The 16,185-nt window shown below is 65.0% G+C and carries 17 protein-coding genes and 1 pseudogene; 9 read left to right on the top strand and 9 right to left on the bottom strand.

The features are described from left to right. Positions 1 to 165: 165 nt before the first annotated feature. The 5 genes and pseudogenes from ACLBYA_RS30370 to dnaA form a co-directional block, all read right to left on the bottom strand. Complete coding sequence (locus tag ACLBYA_RS30370; RefSeq protein WP_447713189.1) at positions 166 to 723, bottom strand: DUF721 family protein; 558 nt, start codon at positions 721 to 723, stop codon at positions 166 to 168. Beyond that, positions 720 to 1,880 carry a DNA replication/repair protein RecF gene (recF, locus tag ACLBYA_RS30375; RefSeq protein WP_447713190.1) on the bottom strand — a complete coding sequence of 387 codons (1,161 nt, stop codon included), beginning with the start codon at positions 1,878 to 1,880 and terminating at the stop codon, positions 720 to 722. The genes ACLBYA_RS30370 and recF overlap by 4 nt, the downstream gene beginning before the upstream one ends. Before the next feature lie 25 nt (positions 1,881 to 1,905). Beyond that, positions 1,906 to 2,802: pseudogene (gene gnd / locus ACLBYA_RS30380) on the bottom strand (phosphogluconate dehydrogenase (NAD(+)-dependent, decarboxylating)); the annotation flags it as partial. Positions 2,803 to 2,826: 24 nt separating this feature from the next. Then, positions 2,827 to 4,026, bottom strand: coding sequence for a DNA polymerase III subunit beta (gene dnaN, locus ACLBYA_RS30385; RefSeq protein ID WP_447713191.1), 1,200 nt, complete (start codon positions 4,024 to 4,026; stop codon positions 2,827 to 2,829). A 541-nt stretch (positions 4,027 to 4,567) separates the two neighbouring features. Then, positions 4,568 to 6,064 carry a chromosomal replication initiator protein DnaA gene (dnaA, locus tag ACLBYA_RS30390; protein WP_447713192.1) on the bottom strand — a complete coding sequence of 499 codons (1,497 nt, stop codon included), beginning with the start codon at positions 6,062 to 6,064 and terminating at the stop codon, positions 4,568 to 4,570. A 579-nt stretch (positions 6,065 to 6,643) separates the two neighbouring features. Between dnaA and rpmH the strand changes: the two genes are divergently transcribed. The 9 genes from rpmH to ACLBYA_RS30435 all read left to right on the top strand — a co-directional run bounded on the left by rpmH (position 6,644) and on the right by ACLBYA_RS30435 (position 12,923). After that, positions 6,644 to 6,787 (top strand): 50S ribosomal protein L34, encoded by a 144-nt coding sequence (gene rpmH, locus ACLBYA_RS30395; protein WP_447713193.1) that lies wholly within the window; start codon positions 6,644 to 6,646, stop codon positions 6,785 to 6,787. 21 nt (positions 6,788 to 6,808) lie between these two features. Further along, positions 6,809 to 7,186, top strand: coding sequence for a ribonuclease P protein component (gene rnpA / locus ACLBYA_RS30400; protein ID WP_447713194.1), 378 nt, complete (start codon positions 6,809 to 6,811; stop codon positions 7,184 to 7,186). A gap of 50 nt (positions 7,187 to 7,236) precedes the next feature. Continuing rightward, positions 7,237 to 7,467 (top strand): membrane protein insertion efficiency factor YidD, encoded by a 231-nt coding sequence (yidD, locus tag ACLBYA_RS30405; RefSeq protein ID WP_447713216.1) that lies wholly within the window; start codon positions 7,237 to 7,239, stop codon positions 7,465 to 7,467. Positions 7,468 to 7,510: 43 nt separating this feature from the next. Continuing rightward, entirely contained in the window at positions 7,511 to 8,587 is a 1,077-nt protein-coding gene (yidC, locus tag ACLBYA_RS30410) for a membrane protein insertase YidC (protein WP_447713217.1), read from the top strand. A gap of 72 nt (positions 8,588 to 8,659) precedes the next feature. Next, the gene (locus tag ACLBYA_RS30415; RefSeq protein WP_447713195.1) at positions 8,660 to 9,217 is read left to right on the top strand and encodes a Jag family protein; all 558 of its coding nucleotides are present in this window, start codon (positions 8,660 to 8,662) and stop codon (positions 9,215 to 9,217) included. A gap of 76 nt (positions 9,218 to 9,293) precedes the next feature. Beyond that, on the top strand, positions 9,294 to 9,977 hold the full coding sequence (gene rsmG, locus ACLBYA_RS30420) for a 16S rRNA (guanine(527)-N(7))-methyltransferase RsmG (protein WP_447713196.1): 684 nt from the start codon (positions 9,294 to 9,296) through the stop codon (positions 9,975 to 9,977). Then, positions 9,974 to 10,897, top strand: a complete 924-nt coding sequence (locus ACLBYA_RS30425; protein ID WP_447713197.1) for a ParA family protein — start codon at positions 9,974 to 9,976, stop codon at positions 10,895 to 10,897. Before rsmG ends, ACLBYA_RS30425 begins: the two co-directional genes overlap by 4 nt. A gap of 37 nt (positions 10,898 to 10,934) precedes the next feature. After that, on the top strand, positions 10,935 to 11,936 hold the full coding sequence (locus tag ACLBYA_RS30430; RefSeq protein WP_447713198.1) for a ParB/RepB/Spo0J family partition protein: 1,002 nt from the start codon (positions 10,935 to 10,937) through the stop codon (positions 11,934 to 11,936). Between the two features lie 240 nt (positions 11,937 to 12,176). Next, positions 12,177 to 12,923: an acetyltransferase gene (locus ACLBYA_RS30435; protein WP_447713199.1), complete on the top strand. Its 747-nt coding sequence runs from the start codon at positions 12,177 to 12,179 to the stop codon at positions 12,921 to 12,923. Between the two features lie 31 nt (positions 12,924 to 12,954). On the opposite strand, the gene ACLBYA_RS30440 is transcribed toward ACLBYA_RS30435, so the two are convergent. From ACLBYA_RS30440 to ACLBYA_RS30455, 4 genes are all read right to left on the bottom strand, one after another. Beyond that, the gene (locus ACLBYA_RS30440; RefSeq protein ID WP_447713200.1) at positions 12,955 to 14,151 is read right to left on the bottom strand and encodes an N-acetylmuramoyl-L-alanine amidase; all 1,197 of its coding nucleotides are present in this window, start codon (positions 14,149 to 14,151) and stop codon (positions 12,955 to 12,957) included. A gap of 141 nt (positions 14,152 to 14,292) precedes the next feature. Continuing rightward, positions 14,293 to 14,628, bottom strand: a complete 336-nt coding sequence (trxA, locus tag ACLBYA_RS30445; protein ID WP_447713201.1) for a thioredoxin — start codon at positions 14,626 to 14,628, stop codon at positions 14,293 to 14,295. A 25-nt stretch (positions 14,629 to 14,653) separates the two neighbouring features. Further along, entirely contained in the window at positions 14,654 to 15,598 is a 945-nt protein-coding gene (gene trxB, locus ACLBYA_RS30450; RefSeq protein ID WP_447713202.1) for a thioredoxin-disulfide reductase, read from the bottom strand. Between the two features lie 81 nt (positions 15,599 to 15,679). Next, positions 15,680 to 16,183, bottom strand: a complete 504-nt coding sequence (locus tag ACLBYA_RS30455; RefSeq protein WP_447713203.1) for a hypothetical protein — start codon at positions 16,181 to 16,183, stop codon at positions 15,680 to 15,682. Between the last annotated feature and the right edge of the window lie 2 nt (positions 16,184 to 16,185).

Genomic DNA, 16,185 nt, shown 5'->3' on the forward strand with positions numbered 1-16,185 from the left:
GAACCGTCAGGACTTATGCTGCGGCGGCGTTTCCACCTATCTAACTGCGCCGTGCGCGGAATTTCCGAGGTATCCGAAAGTCAGGACGCTCCAGAAGCGTGAATTCCGGCGTCTCGTCGCCCTCAGTCCGCCCGCAGACAAGCACGGTCGCCAGGCGATGAGGCGTTATCCATAGGTGTCGCGGGGCCCGCGACCGGGAACGTTGAGCCTGCCCTTACGCCAGGACGGCGCCGTCGGTCCCTGGATCTTCAGCGACGTCACCACACCATCGCCGACGGCGGCGGCGATCTTGGCGAGCAGCTGGGCCTGCACCATCCGGAGTTGGGTCGCCCAGGCGGTGGACTCCGCGGACACTGTCAGCACACCGTCGCGCAGCCCGGTCGGGACCGCATGATCCGCGATCTGATCACCGACCACGGTGGTCCACTGACCGAGCACGGCACCTTCGGCCACCTGCTTGCTCCAGCCACGTGATCGCGCCAGATCCCGCGTCGCCGCACTGAAGGTCTGTGGGTCGCGGACGTCAGGACCCGGACCGGACCACCGCCGGCGACCGGCACCGGCGGGCGGGCGGGCAGCCGGCGCCGACCGACCTCGGCCGACATCCTTGCCCTGGTTGCGGGCGGCACCGCGAGCTTCCTCGAGTGCGCGGCGCACCATATCCATACCTGGCAGACCCTCGAGATGTTCCGGCGGTCTGACGCAGTCGTCCTGAGAGCTCATGACACCACCTCCGAGATCCGCCCTTCGTCATCATCACGCATGGTGACCTCGATGCGCCGCACATCCCAATCCCCGGGCAGGTCCTCTGGTACCGCCGCGGTGATCAGCACCTGCTCCGCCGAGGCTGCGACCCGGGCCAGCGCCTGACGGCGCGCACTGTCCAGTTCGGCGAACACATCGTCGAGCAGCAGCACCGGATCGGTCCCTTCGGTTCGCAGCAGCTCGTAAGCGGCCAACCGCAGCCCTAAAGCCATCGACCACGATTCACCGTGACTGGCAAAGCCTTTCGCCGGTTGGTCGCCGAGTCTGAGCTCGAGATCATCGCGGTGCGGCCCGACCAGGGAGACGCCCCGTTCCAGTTCTGCGCCGCGTTTACGTGCGCATTCCTCGAGCAACGCCGCTTCGTACACCGAGGCATCGACGCTGGCGTTACCTGCCTCGTACTCGACTTCATCGACGCTGCTGCGGTACCGGATGGCCGCCGGACGCGAGGCCGGCGCCAACAGTTGATAGGCCTTCTCGACCTCCGGAGCGAGCTGGTTGACCAGGTCGACTCGCGCCGAAATCAGTTGCGCTCCATGGGAAGCCAGATGTCCATCCCAGACTTCCAGGGTATCCAGCACGCTGCTGTCGCCGCGGTGACGGGCCGGTCCGGCCGTCTTCAGCAGCGCGGTCCGCTGCTTGAGCACCTTGTCGTAGTCGGCGCGTACCGCGGCGATGCGGGGCCGCCGCGAGGTGGCGACCTCGTCCAGGAAGCGACGGCGCTCGGCCGGATCACCCCGCACCAACGCCAGGTCCTCGGGAGCGAACAGCACGGCGCGCAGCACACCGAGCACCTCGCGCGGGCTACGGACCGGGGACCGGTTCAACCTCGCCTTGTTGGCCCGGCCCGTGGTGATCTCCAGATCAACGGCCAGCTCCCGGCCGTCGTTGACGACGACCGTGGACACCACCGCGCGTTCGGCGCGGGCCCGGATCAGCGGCGCGTCAGATGCCACCCGATGTGACCCCAGGGTCGCCGAATACCAGAGCGCTTCAACCAGATTCGTCTTGCCGTAGCCATTGGGCGCGACAAACACCGTCTGACCCGGTCCCAGCTCGAGGTCAACTCGTGGCCAGGACCGGAAGTCGGTCAAACCCAGATGGCGTACGTACAAAGGTGCGTCCCTGCGGAGCCGGCTGTCAGCCGGACTCGGAGATTCGCTGCACCGCGTGACCGCCGAACTGATTACGCAGTGCGGCAACGGCTTTCATCGTCGGCGAATCGTCCTGCCGGGAAAGGAATCTGGCGAACAGCGACGCCGCGATACCCGGGACCGGCACGCGCAGCCGAATCGCTTCCTCCACCGTCCAGCGACCCTCACCCGAATCATCGGTGTATCCGGTGATATTGGCCAGACCCGGATCCTCCTTGAGCGCCTTGGCCAGCAACTCCTGCAACCAGGAACGCACCACGGTGCCGTTGGACCACGCCTGGTAGACCGCAGCCGGATCCTTGACCAGCGGCTCGGCCGCCAACATTTCGTAACCCTCGGCATAAGCGGTCATCAGTGCGTACTCCACGCCGTTGTGCACCATCTTGGTGAAATGCCCGGCACCGACCGGTCCCGCGTGCACAAAACCGTCGCCCAGTTCGCCGGGCGGGCGCAGGGTGTCGAAGACCGGCATGGCCCGCGCGATGTCCTCGTCACTGCCACCCACCATCAGGCCGTAACCCTCGGTCAGGCCCCAGATTCCACCCGAAACACCGGCGTCGATGAAGGCAATACCTTTGTCGCCCAACAACTTCGCGTGCGGTCCATCTTCGGTATAGCGGGAGTTGCCACCGTCGATGACCAGGTCACCGGCCTCGAGCACACCGGCGAGTTCGACGATGGTCTGGTGCGTGATGTCACCCGAGGGAACCATCACCCACACCACCCGGGGTGCGGTCAGTGCCTCGGCGAGTCCAGCCAGCGACGGCACATCGGAGACTTCCGGACGGGGGTCGTATCCGACCACCTCATGGCCACCTTCACGCAGGCGTTCCCGCATGTTGAAGCCCATTTTGCCCAGGCCGACCAAACCCAACTGCATAGTGCGTCCCTCCGTGACGGGAGCCGATCAGCCCGGGAGCCGCACCGGCATCAACAAATAGACGTAGTCGGTCTGTGCGGCCGGGAATGGACCGGATGCGCCGACATCACCGTCATTGTCCCCCGCCGGGCGCAACACTGCGGGACGGCTCGGTGTCGTGAAGCCGAACGTCACACGCTCGGAATGCAGCGAACCCAGGCCATCGGTGAGGTAGGTCGGGTTGAACGCGATGGTCAACGGTTCGCCGGCGAAGTCGACCTGCAGATCCTCCTCGGCACGACCGACATCGTCGGCGCCCGCCGACAACCGGACGCCATCGCTGCTGAACTCCATCCGAACCTGTGCGCCACGATCGGCGACCAGTGCCACACGCTTGATGGCCTCGGTCAGTTCGGCGACGCCGACCGTGGCGATCGCGGTGTGCTCGGCGGGCAGCAGCTGGCGAAACTTCGGGAACTCGGCATCGAGCAGTCGAGTGGTGGTGCGCTTGCCATTGCTGCGGATACCGAGCAGGCCTTCCTTGCCGACCGCAGGACCGGCACCGAGCGCCAAGTGCACCTCGGTGCCGTCGGTCCCGGTCTTCGCGGCCTCCGACAGCGTCTTCGCCGGAACCAGCACCGCGGCCTCGACTCCGGCCGAGTCCGTCGACCAGGTCAGTTCACGGACTGCCAGGCGGAACCGGTCGGTGGCTGCCAAAACGACCTTGTCACCGGAAATCTCGACGCGAATGCCGGTCAGCATCGGCAACGTGTCATCACGGCCGGCCGCGACGGCGACCTGACCGATCGCCTGACCGAACAGATCTGCCGAGACGACCCCGGTCTCGTCAGGCAACGCTGGCAGTGACGGATAGTCCTCGACAGCCATGGTCGGCAACGAGAAACGGGCGCTGCCGCAGCTCAGGGATACCCGGGTGCCGTCGACCGATACGTCGACGGGCTTGGCCGGCAATGACCGGGTGATGTCCGAGAGCAGTCGACCGGATACCAAAACACTTCCCGGAGAAGCGATTTCGGCCGCAACCCGAACCTCGGCGGAGGTCTCGTAGTCATATCCGGAGATCGTCAGGCCGTCATCGGACCCGGTGAGCAGCACACCGGCGAGGACGGGAACGGTCGGTCGGCTGGGCAGGCTGCGGGCCACCCAGGCGACAGCGTCGGCAAAATCCTCGCGTACCAGACGGAACTTCAAATCGGTGAGACCAACATTCGTCGTCACCACGTCCATAACGTCCCTTCGATCTACCGCGTCAAATGAGCATAAGCAGCGGATTCCCCGTGTACTCACCGAGCGTAGTCGTGATCAGGACGACGACCGCACCGGCGTATCGAATCACCACCGTAGAGCGTCGAAGGCGAACTTGAAAGCTATTCGCTCTCCTCCGGGGACCGGGCGTAGCGGGTGCCGACGGCACCGCGGATGCGCTGTCCCCAAGTGCCTGCTTTTGAAAGATGAACTCTCTAGAGATAAAAGCAACAGTAATAGGGGCTGTGCATTCTGTGGATGGACAGGTTCCGATGCAGGTGAGCGCGGTCGGCGGGGTGTGCGCAGCCTGTGGAAGATCCAGGAATGGATCGGTCCGGGCTGTGGACAACGTCGGCGCTGTGCAGTGCACAACTGGTTGACACGGGGTTTCGCGCAGGTTGTGCACAAGTGCATCCACACCGGCTTTGTGTGACGAATGGTGCCAAGGTGACCAAAGATTTTTGGCATTTTGATGTGCGGAATCATCGGGACGCCGGCTCGAGCGGCGCGCGGGAGGAGAATGTCAGCGCTTGGAGCGCTGCTTGATCCGGGTGGTGAGTTCCTTGACGTGATCGAAGATCTCGCGTCGTTCGGCCATCCCGTCGCGAATCTTGCGCTCGGCGTACATGACCGTCGTGTGGTCCCGGCCGAATGCCTCACCGATCCGGGGCAACGACAGTTCGGTGAGCTCCCGGCACAGGTACATGGCGATCTGGCGGGCCTGGGCCAGGGCACGGGTCTTACCCGGCCCACGCAGCTCCTCCACCGTCGTCTCGAAGTACTCGGCCGTGGCCGCCATGATCGTGGCCGTGCTGATCTGCATGGTGCCGGCATCGGCGATGAGGTCGCGGAGCACGATTTCGGCCAGCGATTTGTCGATGGTGGTCTTGCTCAACGAGGCGAAGGCCGTGACCCGGATGAGGGCACCCTCGAGCTCACGGATGTTGCGCTCGATGCGGCTGGCGATGAGTTCCAGGACGTCATCGGGCACATCGAGGCGATCCATCTGAGCCTTCTTGCGCAGGATCGCGATGCGGGTCTCCAGCTCGGGCGGCTGGACATCGGTGATCAGACCCCACTCGAACCTGGTGCGCAGCCGGTCCTCGAGGGTGGCCAGCTGCTTGGGGGAGCGGTCCGAGGAGATGACGATCTGCTTGTTCGCGTTGTGCAGGGTGTTGAAGGTGTGGAAGAACTCTTCCTGGATACCGTCCTTGCCCTCGATGAACTGAATGTCATCGACGAGCAGGATGTCGACATCGCGGTAGCTGCGTTTGAACGATGCCTTGCGGTCGTCGCGCAGCGAGTTGATGAAGTCGTTGGTGAATTCCTCGGTGGAGACATACTTCACCCGCATACCCGGGAACAGTCGCTGTGCGTAATTGCCGGCGGCATGCAACAGATGGGTCTTGCCGAGGCCGGACTCGCCCCAGATGAACAGCGGGTTGTACGCACGAGCCGGCGCCTCGGAGATGGCCAGCGTGGCGGCGTGGGCGAATCGGTTGGAGGAACCGATGACAAAGGTCTCGAAGGTATAGCGCCGGTTGAGGGTGACCGAGTTGTCGGCTTCCGGGGCGGTGTTCTGTGACCGGTTGAAGTAACTGGGCCAGCTGGCCTCAGCGCTGGCGAGCGCCTCGAGATCGTCGTCGACCTCCTCGGTATCGGAGGCATCCGAGGAATCGGTGGGTGCGTCGGTTTCGAGATCGTGATCGGGTTCGGGTGTCGCGATCCGCACACCGAGTTCGACACGTTGTCCGAGTTGGCGGCTGAGCGCGGCGATGATCGGCTCACGCAGTCCACGTTCGATTTCGTTCTGCACGAACGCGGTCGGAACCGACAGCAGCGCGAAACCCTCGGTGATCACCAACGGCTTGACGAGTTTCAGCCAGGCCCGTTGCTGCGCGGTGAGGGTGGTCTCGCGCGGGGCGCCGTTTACCGTCTCGCCGAAAGGCGTCTCACCGTTGAGTTCGGCGACGACGTTGTTCCAGACCGTGACGAACGAGGAATCTGGGTCCGCGGTCAATGACGCCTACCCCCTTATGGCTTCCTCGGGATGTCCCGGGGGCGACAGTAACAAACTGTCCACATAGTTATCCACAGCCTGTGGACAGCGGTCAGTAGTTGTCGTCGCGTTATCTGGTGGCGTGGATTCGATGCGTCGGAGCTCAGCACATTTCCGTGGGCTCGTCGCCGGTATCGTCCCCGCTCTGGTGTCCGGCGCCGTTTCAGGTGCAAAACGGCATTGCCAGAAGCTAACAGTTTTCTCTCGGAGTGCCAACCGTTCTGCAACATCGCGAGCAGGTTTTTCGCGGATGACCGATGGTGGGTGGCGTATGTGACTTTTGTGTCCGATGGTGTGCGATTCGGGGGCGGTCGTGACCGGTCTGGCCAGGTTTGACCCAGACAATTCTCGTCAGTACCCTCGAGCAGTCGCCCACACGTGGCGATACGGCCGGGTTCCGGTCCCCGAAGCACTTGGGGGAGCTGCGCCGGCTAAGTACGCAAGATGGATGAGCTTATCAACGGCGTCTGCGTCTTCGTCTGCCATGACATGCATGGTGGTTGAAGGTGTTGGTGCCAGACCGAACGAGGAGAGACAGCCGTGGCCAAGGGCAAGCGGACTTTTCAGCCGAACAACCGCCGCCGGGCCCGTGTGCACGGTTTCCGGTTGCGGATGCGCACGCGTGCGGGTCGCGCGATCGTGTCGGCACGTCGCGGCAAGGGTCGCAGCTCGCTCACTGCGTGATTCGACGCGGGGTCTGCGGCGGTGCTTCCGGCCCAGTACCGGATGACACGGTCTACTGATTTCGGTCTCACGGTGCGGCAAGGCGTACGGGCATCTCAACCTGATCTGGTTGTGCATGCCTGGCGCGACGCGGCCGGCGACGGTGACGTCGACGGTCCGAAGATTGGTCTGGTGGTGTCCAAATCGGTGGGGACAGCGGTGCAGCGGCACCGCGTCGCGCGCCGATTGCGCCATGCCGCCTATCACCTGCTCTGCGATGGCACCTCCGGTCTGGAACCGTCCGACCGGGTGGTGATCCGTGCCCTTCCCAGCAGTCGTGATGCCGTCTCGGCGCGACTGGAATCCGAACTGCGTTCGGCGCTCAAACGCACCCGCGTGTTACGGCAGGACCGGTCGTGACCGGCCTGCCCGCCCGGTGCGTGATCTTTCTGATCAATCTGTACCGCACGATGATCTCGCCTCTTCGGCTGCCGTCGTGCCGGTTCACCCCGACCTGCAGTGAGTATGCGGTCGATGCCTTGACCGAGTGGGGTCTGATCCGCGGAGGCTGGCTGGCTGTGGTCCGGCTCGTGAAGTGTGGTCCGTGGCATCGCGGAGGATGGGACCCGATACCCGAGCGCGGCGAGAAGGCCGGCGAGTTGACTTCGGAAGAAGTCGTCAGGAGCGATTCTGTTGTTTAACTGGTTCAGCCTGGACATCATCTACTACCCGGTGTCGGGCATCATGTGGGTTTGGTACAAGGCATTCGCCTTCCTGCTGGGCCCGTCGAACTTCTTCGCCTGGGCGCTGTCGGTGATGTTCCTGGTGTTCACGCTTCGCGCGATTCTGTACAAGCCGTTCGTCAAGCAGATCCGCACCACCCGACAGATGCAGGAGCTGCAGCCCCAGATCAAGGCACTGCAGAAGAAGTACGGCAAGGATCGCCAGCGGATGGCGCTGGAGATGCAGAAGCTGCAGAAGGAACACGGGTTCAATCCGATCCTCGGTTGCCTGCCCATGCTGGCGCAGGTGCCGGTGTTCATCGGTCTGTTCCACGTGTTGCGGTCGTTCAACCGCACCCAGGGCGGCTTCGGCCAGATCCAGCTGTCGGTAGAGCAGAACCGCACCACCGGTAACTACTTCTTCAGCCCGACCGACGTGGCCCACTTTCTGGACGCGAACCTGTTCGGTGCACCGCTGGGCGCCACCATGATCCAGACCACCGGTCTGGACGCCTTCACCGAATTCAGCCGAGTTTCGGTCATTGCCGTGGGCGTTCCGATCATGATCCTGGCCGGTATCGCGACCTACTTCAACAGCCGCGCCTCGATCGCTCGGCAGAGTCCCGAGGCCGCCGCCAATCCGCAGACCGCGATCATGAACAAGCTCGCGCTCTACGTGTTCCCGCTGGGTGTTGTGGTCGGTGGACCGTTCCTGCCGCTCGCCGTGATTCTGTACTGGTTCGCGAACAACATCTGGACCTTCGGTCAGCAGCACATCGTCTTCGGCAAGATCGAAAAAGAAGAAGAGGCCAAGAAGGCCGAAGCGTTGGAGCGCCGGTCGGCCAATGCGCCGGCGCCGGGCAAGAAGCCCAACAAGGCTCGCCGGCCTGCGAAGGATTCCACTGGCGACAGGTCCTCCGACGGTACGGAGTCCTCGGCCAAGGAACTCACCGAACCCGAGACCGCCGAGGAGTCCTCGAGCACGGGTAAGAGTCAGGGCACGGGCAAGAGCCAGAGTGCCGCCAAGAATCAGAACGCTCAGCGCGCCCCGGGCAACACCCCGCGGCCGGGCAGTCGTCCGAACAAACGCAAGCGTTAGAAGCCAAGCCGAGAGCCGATCGACCCGGCACCAGACCGGGGGCGGACGTGGCGAAGTAAGGAGAACACCGATATGACTGACGCCGAAATCACCGATCGCACCGACGCGGCGCCCGGGGATGCCGAGCTGGAGGACCAGGCCGGTTCCGAGGCCGGCGAGGAGGATCTGGAGGACCGTCTGGTCGCCGAGGGCGAGATCGCCGGTGACTACCTCGAGGAGCTGTTGGATCTTCTCGATTTCGACGGAGACATCGACCTGGATGTCGAAGGTGACCGTGCGGTGGTGAGCATCGATGGCGGCAACGACCTGAACAAGTTGGTCGGTCGCAAGGGTGAGGTACTCGACGCGCTGCAGGAGTTGACCCGGCTGGCCGTGCACCAGAAGACCGGTGAACGCAGCCGCCTGATGCTGGACATCGCGCGCTGGCGTCGTCGTCGTCGGGACGAGCTGGCGGCGTTGGGCGACAAGATCGCCCGCAAGGTGCTGGAGTCCGGCGAGCGCGAGGAGCTCTCACCGATGACCCCGTTCGAGCGCAAGATCGTCCACGATGCGGTGGCTGCGATCGACGGTGTGCGCAGCGAGAGTGAGGGCGCCGAGCCATCCCGCCGTGTTGTGGTGCTCCCGGCGTAAGCGAGTTACACGTATGTAGTTCAAGCTAGAAAAGTTCAGGGCCGTCGGCCTGGAGCGCAACCGGAGGATGTTTCACGTGAAACATGGCAACTTGAGTCCGGCGCCCCAGGCGGCGGCCCTTTGCTTTGGCGACAGGGTGTCAGTCGCACAGAGGTACGGCGAGATTCTCGCCGGGGCTGGGATCGAGCGCGGGCTGATCGGGCCCTCGGAGGTCGACCGGCTCTGGGAGCGTCACATCCTGAACAGTGCCGCGATGGCTGAGTTGTTCGAGTCGGACGAGCGGGTCGCCGATATTGGTAGTGGCGCCGGCCTGCCGGGCATACCGTTGGCGATGGCACGACCCGAGCTTCGGGTGACGTTGATCGAACCACTGTTACGACGCAGTGAGTTCCTTCGCGAGACGATCGAGGAACTCGGACTGGATGTCGCGGTGATACGCGGTCGTGCCGAGGACCGTTCCGTCCGGGCGGAGGCGGGGGAGATGGATGCTGTGGTGTCGCGGGCCGTTGCGCCATTGGACAAATTGTCGCGTTGGAGTATCCCGCTGCTGCGGACGGGGGGTCGGATGCTGGCTCTGAAGGGGGAGCGAGCCGTGGATGAGGTCGAGGAACATCGGCGAACGTTGGCTTCGCTTGGTGTGACAGAGGTGAGGGTGGTGAGATGTGGCGTGGAGTTTTTGAATCCGCCCGCCACCGTGGTCGTCGCACGGCGCGGAGCGGTGGACAATCGGACGGGGCGACCCGGCAGGAGGAAGCGATGACCGGGCAGCGCGATGTTTCACGTGAAACATGGACGCCCGAGAGCGACGGTTGGAGGGGCGCCGATACCCCGATCGCTGCGGAGGCGGAACGGGCCAGCAGGCTGCTGCACAATCGGACGGGCGGTCTGCCTCGCCCGGCGCGCCAGCGGGTCTTCACCATTGCCAACCAGAAGGGTGGCGTCGGCAAAACCACGACGGCGGTGAATGTCGCGGCGGCGCTCGCGCGCCAGGGGCTGCAGGTGCTGGTGATCGATCTGGACCCACAGGGTAATGCGAGTACGGCATTGGGCATCGAACACCGACAGGGAACCCCATCTTCGTACGAGGTACTGATCGGCGAGATCCCGTTGGCCGAGGCGTTGCAGCGCAGCCCGCACAACGACCGGCTGTACTGTGTGCCGGCCACCATCGACCTGGCCGGTGCTGAGATCGAGTTGGTGAGCATGGTCGCCCGGGAGGGTCGGTTGCGCACGGCATTGGCGGGACTGCGGGAGCACAACTTCGACTACGTCTTCATCGACTGCCCACCCTCGCTCGGGCTACTGACCATCAACGCACTCGTCGCCGCGCCGGAGGTGCTCATCCCGATCCAGTGCGAGTACTACGCGTTGGAGGGTGTGGGTCAGTTGCTCCGCAATATCGAGATGGTCAAGTCGCATCTCAATCCCGAACTCGACGTCACCACCGTCGTCCTCACCATGTACGACGGCCGCACCAGACTGGCGGATCAGGTGGCCGAGGATGTCCGCGCCCACTTCGGGAGCAAGGTCCTGCGGACCGTCATCCCACGCAGTGTGAAGGTCTCCGAGGCACCCGGCTACGGCATGACGATACTGGATTACGACCCCGGATCGCGTGGGGCGATGAGCTACCTGGATGCCAGTCGTGAGATCGCCGAACGCGGACAGCAGGCCAAGTGATACGAGTAGGACAGCAGCACATCAGGAGGAGCGGGCGATGAGCCAAGCGAAGAAGCGCAGCGGACTCGGCCGCGGGTTGGCGTCGTTGATCCCGACCGGGCCGGCCGAGGGTGAGGCGCTCGGAGCACCGCGGATCGGGGACAGCGCGGCCGATGTGCTGATGGGTGGGGCGCCGAAACCGGTGCAACCATCTGCGGCCGAGAGCGCCGCCGTCGCGGAGTTCGGTGCGGTGTACCGGGAGATCGACCCATCGCTGATCGACCCGAATCCGCGCCAGCCGCGCCAGGTGTTCGACGAAGAGGCGCTGTCCGAGCTGGTGCACTCCATCAAGGAATTCGGCGTGATGCAGCCGATCGTCGTGCGTGCGATGCCCGCCGACGACGGTGCGACCCGCTATCAGCTGGTGATGGGGGAGCGGCGATGGCGTGCTTCGCAGGAGGCCGGCCTGACCGCTCTCCCGGCCATCGTCCGGGAAACGGCCGATGACAGCATGCTGCGCGACGCACTGTTGGAGAACATTCACCGCGCACAGCTGAATCCCCTGGAAGAGGCGGCCGCCTATCAGCAGCTGCTCGACGAGTTCGGGGTCACCCACGATGAACTGGCATCGCGTATCGGACGGTCGCGGCCACTGATCTCGAACATGATCCGGCTGCTCCGGCTGCCCATTGCGGTACAGCGACGGGTGGCCGCCGGGGTGCTGTCGGCGGGTCACGCCCGTGCCTTGCTGTCGCTGGAGGGCGGTCCGGAAAAGCAGGAAGAGCTCGCGGCACGGATCGTTGCCGAGGGACTGTCGGTGCGGGCCACCGAGGAAGCCGTCACCCTGGCCAATCGGGCCGGACCGGCAGAGCCACCGGCGCCACGGCGCAAGCCGATTCAGATGCCGGGGCTGCAAGATGTCGCCGAACAACTGTCGACGGCCTTCGACACCAAGGTGACCGTGAGCCTGGGCAAGCGCAAGGGCAAGATCGTCGTCGAGTTCGGCTCCGTGGACGATCTGCAGCGCATCGTCGAGTTGATGAACTCCACCACGCCATGAATGGCGCCGATTCTCCGTGTTTTTCCATGACCGACGACACGGGGGAATTACGTCACTGTGACACTTGGGCGACGATGAACCGGATGATCGGCGATGGATATCGGAGATGGCATGTGTAACAACATGTTTGGCCTCGGACGCCGAATCGGTGGACTCAGCATGCCGGGTAGGGCCGTTCCGCGGCCGGTCTCCTATCCTGGAGGTCGGTGCGTTCCGGATCTGAAGGTTGAGGAATCGTAAGTGTCAGCGCGAATCAGCCCGCTTCGGCTTGAAGCCTTCGAGCAGTTGCCGAAGCACGCGCGGCGATGTGTGTTCTGGGAAGTCGACCCCACGATCGTGCAGGGGGAGGACCATCTCGCCGACCCCGAATTCGAGAAGGAAGCGTGGCTGTCCATGGTCATGCTCGAATGGGGTTCGTGCGCCCAGGTCGCACTGCACGAGGCTGCCGCTCCGGGCGAACAGGATCCGGATCGGCCCGAGGTTTTCAGCGATGCGCCGTGTCTCGGGTACGCGTTCTACGCGCCGCCCGGTGCGGTGCCACGGGCCCGCCGATTCCCGACCGGGCCCGTCAGTGCCGATGCCGTGTTGTTGACCTCGCTCGGTGTTGACGCCGCCGACGACAGCGACCGACTGTCGCACGGATTGATCACCGCCGTGGTGGGGGATCTGGTGCGACGCGGCGTGCGTGCCCTGGAGGCCTTCGGACGAACCGCACTGGTTGACGATCTGTGTGCCGAGACCTCGACCGCCGAGATCGAGATGGTCATCGAGGCGTTGGGAGATTGCTCAGCCGGACAGTGCATGGTGTCGGCCGAGTTCCTCGGCGAGATGGGATTCGAGGTTGTGGCCGCGCACCCGTATTTCCCGCGACTGCGTCTCGAGCTGGAACAGGGACTGGGCTGGAAGGCCGATGTCGAGGCAGCGCTGGAGCGACTGCTGGAAAGTGCCCGACTGCAGGCACCGGTCGGCGCCGTGGCACTGGGCTGAACCACCGGGGTGAACGACCCGGGGTGAACAACTAGCTGGGCGACACCCGGCCGGCCTGTTCGACCGACAGTTCGTGGGCAAGCAATTCGGCGAAGGTGAATGTGCCGGTGGGGCGGTCGTTCTTACCGAGCAGGTACAGCCGCTTGACCGCGGCCAGCATGCCCTCGGCGATTGCATCACGCGATGCCGCCGTGGCGAGCAGACCGCGATCTGCCTGGTTGGTGATATAACCCAAATCGACTTGGACCGTGGGCATTCGGGTCAGCCGCAGCAGATCCCAGGTACGGCCGTGGACCCGGCAATCACGGGATCCGGTGCGGGCGACCAATTCTCGCTGGATGAAATCGGCGAGGTTACGTCCGATGGTGGACACCGACCCGTGCGAGTTGCCGAAGTGAAAGGACGCGACACCGCTGGCGGTGGGGCTGACATGGCTGGTGCAGCGCAGGCTGATCATCAGATCGGCACCGACGGTGTTCGCGGTCGCCGCGCGCTCGGCATCCGACGGGCTGCGGTTCACCGGACGCGACAGGAAGGTGTCCATGCCGATGGCCGTCATCCGGCCTTCCAGCCGACTCGCCAAGTCCCACAGGATGTCTGCTTCGCTGAGCGGACCTTCGGGGCCGGTGATGATGGCGCCCAGATCCTCCCCGCCGCGGCCCGGATCGATGATGACCCGCTTACCCGACAGCCGCGGGCCGGAGCGGCGGACCAGCTCCTCCTCACGGATGGCATGCGGTGACCCACCGGTGACGCGTGAACCCAGGAAATACAGCGAGCGCAGGGTCTCCGGACCGCAGATGCCGTCCGGGAACAGCCCGTACTCGCGTTGGAAGAACATCAACCCGTTGTGGGTCTGCAGCCCGAAGTGTCCGTCCACCAGGCCGGTATAGAAACCGAGGTCCTGCAGTCGGGCCTGCAGCGTCGCCACATCGTCGCCGTACATCGGCGCGCCGAACTGGTGCGACAATGTGCGCGCGCCGAGCTGATAGGAGGCCTCGCGCAGTGCCCGAGCCGTCGCCTCACCGACCATGCCGTCCACCAGCAGCCCCCGGTGCTGCTGGAAGGCACGGACGGCGTGGTCGAGCTCATCGTCGAACACGTCGAGAGCGACGTGCCGGCCGGTGGTCGGGTCGGCGTCGGGGCTGTTGATCATGCCCAGACCAGCCAATGCGGCCCTGATCTCGACGACCGCACTTCCGCGGTCGCCGCGACGCAGAATCGACATACCTGGCCTTTCAGACACATTGCACCCCCGCCCGGACGGCAGCATGCACGGTCCGCACAGACAGCATTGTCTCAGATGCGGGCGAGATTCCGGAAAACTCCGGCGTGTGCTCGGGCGTGTAACGGCCCCGAACAGGTGCGATCAGGCGAGATCGTCGGCGATCTCACGCAGCAGGGCGGCCTTGCCCTTGGCGCCGACGATGCGCTTGACCGGCTGACCGTCCTTGAACAGGATCAACGTCGGAATCGACACCACCTGGAAGTCCCGGGCCGTTCCCGGATTGGCGTCGACGTCGATCTTGGCCACCTTCAGATCGCCGGCCTTCTCGGTGGCGATCTCCTCCAGCACCGGGGCGACCATCTTGCACGGACCGCACCAGGTGGCCCAGAAATCGACCAGCACCGGGGTGGAGCTGGACAGCACATCCTGGTTGAACGAGTCGTCGGTGACGGCTACGGTAGCGGAATTCTCAGCCATGATCTTCCTATCTTGTTGGGGGAGATTAGTTTTCGGAGAGCCAGCGCTCGGCGTCGATGGCCGCCGAACAGCCGGACCCGGCGGCGGTGATGGCCTGCCGGTAGGTGTGGTCCACCAGATCGCCTGCGGCAAAGACACCTTCGACACCGGTGGCGGTGCTGCGACCGATCACCTGCACGTAGCCCTCGTCGTCGAGTTCGATCTGGCCCTTGACCAGATCCGAGCGTGGGATGTGGCCGATGGCGACGAACACACCGGTGACCTCGAGCTTGGACTCTTCCCCGGTTACGGTGTTGCGCAGGCGAATTCCGGTGACCTTGGGATCACCTTCGATCTCGGTGACGGCGGTGTTGGTCAGGATGGTGATCTTCTCGTTGGCCTGTGCACGTTCCAGCATGATCTTGGAGGCGCGGAACTCCTCGCGGCGGTGGATCAGCGTGACGCTGCGCGCGAACTTGGTCAGGAAGATGGCCTCCTCCATCGCGGAGTCGCCGCCGCCGATCACCGCGATGTCCTGCTCGCGGAAGAAGAACCCGTCACAGGTGGCGCAGGTGCTCACACCCATGCCGATGCGCTCCATCTCCCCGGGCGCGCCGAGTTGGCGGGCGGCGGCACCCATGGCGAGGATGACGGCCTTGGCGCGGTGCGTCTCGTCACCGACGGTGACGGTCTTGATCGGGCCGGACAGGTCGACCGAGTCGACGTCTTCCATGCGCAGGTCGGCACCGAAGCGCAACGCCTGCTCGCGCATCTCCTCCATCAGACTGGGACCGGTGATGCCCTCGCGGAAGCCCGGGTAGTTCTCGACCTCGGTGGTGGTCATCAGCGCACCACCGAAGGAGATACCTTCGAACACCAGCGGCTTGAGCTGTGCCCGCGCGGTGTACACCGCGGCGGTGTACCCGGCCGGGCCGGAACCGATGATGATCACGTCGTGGATGGGGGACGTGTCCTCTGAAGTGGTGGACATCGTGGATATCCCAGCCTTTCTGCCGCAAAGGCGGCGTGAGTTCAAACATCAGGGTAGGCCGGGCTGTTCCCGGCCGACGTCTTAGGGGCGGGGTAGCACCGTGCGTGCCAGTATCGCCGGGCCGGCGCCCGGACACGGTGTGGGGACCACCACAGCGGACAACGTGTCGGCATCCGGCCCGGGCAGGACCAACAACACGCCGTCGGGCACCGGTTGTGCGCCCAGGACTTCGCTGTCGGCCGGGTAGTCCAGGCTGGTCAGGCAGCCCGGAGGATTGCCCAGTGAGCCGAAGTCGGGTGGCCGGATAAGCAGTGCGTGGATGGCCGGGACCGGCAGTGGCAGCTCGGAACCGGGCACGGTGATGTGGGCCGCGGTCGGGCCGTCGGTGCGCCACGTCGGCGTCGCGGCCGGTGGCTGCCCGGTCCACGCGAACGCCCCCAGCCCCGCCGCGACGAGCGCTGCGACGGCCCCGATGATCGCGGCGACCCGGCGACCGGGCTGTGGCCGGGCGGCGTGCCGGTCGCGTGCACCGGCGACCGGCAGCACACGGTGGGAAGGGCCGGCATCTCCGGGCGGTTCGGGCACCG

The sequence above is a fragment of the Mycobacterium sp. C31M genome (assembly GCF_053345865.1).

Excerpts from the sequence above, each read along its gene's own strand:
- ACLBYA_RS30425 (WP_447713197.1), top strand. The coding sequence starts at position 9,974 with ATGACCGGGCAGCGCGATGTTTCACGTGAAACATGGACGCCCGAGAGC.
- trxB (WP_447713202.1), bottom strand. The coding sequence starts at position 15,598 with ATGTCCACCACTTCAGAGGACACGTCCCCCATCCACGACGTGATCATC.
- yidD (WP_447713216.1), top strand. The coding sequence starts at position 7,237 with ATGATCTCGCCTCTTCGGCTGCCGTCGTGCCGGTTCACCCCGACCTGC.
- ACLBYA_RS30370 (WP_447713189.1), bottom strand. The coding sequence starts at position 723 with ATGAGCTCTCAGGACGACTGCGTCAGACCGCCGGAACATCTCGAGGGT.
- ACLBYA_RS30440 (WP_447713200.1), bottom strand. The coding sequence starts at position 14,151 with ATGTCGATTCTGCGTCGCGGCGACCGCGGAAGTGCGGTCGTCGAGATC.
- dnaN (WP_447713191.1), bottom strand. The coding sequence starts at position 4,026 with ATGGACGTGGTGACGACGAATGTTGGTCTCACCGATTTGAAGTTCCGT.
- ACLBYA_RS30415 (WP_447713195.1), top strand. The coding sequence starts at position 8,660 with ATGACTGACGCCGAAATCACCGATCGCACCGACGCGGCGCCCGGGGAT.
- yidC (WP_447713217.1), top strand. The coding sequence starts at position 7,511 with ATGTGGGTTTGGTACAAGGCATTCGCCTTCCTGCTGGGCCCGTCGAAC.
- ACLBYA_RS30430 (WP_447713198.1), top strand. The coding sequence starts at position 10,935 with ATGAGCCAAGCGAAGAAGCGCAGCGGACTCGGCCGCGGGTTGGCGTCG.
- trxA (WP_447713201.1), bottom strand. The coding sequence starts at position 14,628 with ATGGCTGAGAATTCCGCTACCGTAGCCGTCACCGACGACTCGTTCAAC.